Source organism: Faecalibacterium longum, assembly GCF_040094125.1.
In the GTDB taxonomy this organism is placed as follows: Bacteria; Bacillota; Clostridia; order Oscillospirales; family Ruminococcaceae; genus Faecalibacterium; species Faecalibacterium longum.
Genome location: NZ_JBBNIH010000030.1, coordinates 1 through 1,139, shown reverse-complemented (window position 1 = coordinate 1,139; position 1,139 = coordinate 1). Strand labels below are relative to the sequence as shown.

1 protein-coding gene is annotated in these 1,139 nt (G+C 46.9%); it reads left to right on the top strand.

Annotated elements, in window-relative coordinates; all coding sequences use genetic code 11:
* The first annotated feature begins 616 nt into the window (after nucleotides 1-616).
* Nucleotides 617-1,087, top strand: a complete 471-nt coding sequence (locus tag AAAU26_RS00355; protein WP_097791182.1) for a sigma factor-like helix-turn-helix DNA-binding protein — start codon at nucleotides 617-619, stop codon at nucleotides 1,085-1,087.
* Nucleotides 1,088-1,139: the final 52 nt, after the last annotated feature.

Here is a 1,139-nt window from a genome sequence, read left to right as displayed (position 1 = left end):
AGGATCAGATTACAGCAGATGCAGATCATCAACGGCAAACCCATCCACTGCCACCCATTAGACGTCATTCGATTTGGAGAATAATATGACTTGGTCAAATAATCGCTCTTTTAAGAGTAAACCGCTGAACAATATACAGCAGGCACAATTCAGCATTGGCTGGAGGTTTTGTCCGGTTTGCGGACACAAGCTCTACCAAAAAACTGAGAGCTGTTCAGGCTCTATCAGCATAAAGTGCCTCAAGTGCGGCAACGTAGCAACCGTTGACTTAGCCTACCGCAGGCGCTGACTTTTTAGACAAAACACAATTTCAAAAATCGGGTGCATTGCACCCTGAATATGGACTGTTCGTCACCGAGCAACGGGCCATTGCCGCAAGGCAATGTATGAAACGTGCACCAAATAGCCGGGCAACAGCTGATAGAGTGATTCTGCTTTTAGAACCGCTCTGTTAGTTGGTTGTCCGGCTATTTTTTAGCCTTCAGGAAGCCTGCTCCCGCAAAAAGGAGCAGGCTTTATGTTTGTCCGTTTTTCGTGGATGCCCCAAGCGGCGAAATATCCGTAGCCTTCCAAATTTTCGACTTTTTACGCTTTATCGAAAATTTGGAGGTTACACATGAGTTTCAATAATGGTAATGAACGTCGCAAGCTGAACGCAAAGTGGGAGCAACTCCGTGTGCAGTACCGCGAAGCCGGAATGAGCGAAGAGGCAATTCAGGCGATGTATGAGTTTGATTTGGGCGTCCTGAACAGTGAACGCGCCTATGATGCCAGCACGGTGGCAGTCTGTGATGGCGAAGATGACGTTGACGCAAGGAAAGCAGCAGATCTTAAGCAATATGAGGCTGCGATCACGGTAACAGATACCTACCACGAAACCAAGAGCCGCTTTGGATGGATCGGCGAAATCGAGAATGAGCGGTTGCTGGCTGCTCTTGAAAGCTTATCGGAACTTGATCTCAAAATCCTTACGCTCTATGTCTATGCCGGGTACACCGAGTCCGAGATTGCAAGTGCCTTGGAATCCAAAAGGATTACGATTCATAAGCGAATCGAGCGAATGACTATGTTTTTGAAGAACTTTTGAACTATTTTCTTTTTCAGGTAACAATTTGCCCCTTCTCGATGGCTCGTAAGTG

Coding starts and splice junctions, on each gene's coding strand:
- AAAU26_RS00355 (WP_097791182.1), top strand. CDS start 617: ATGAGTTTCAATAATGGTAATGAACGTCGCAAGCTGAACGCAAAGTGG.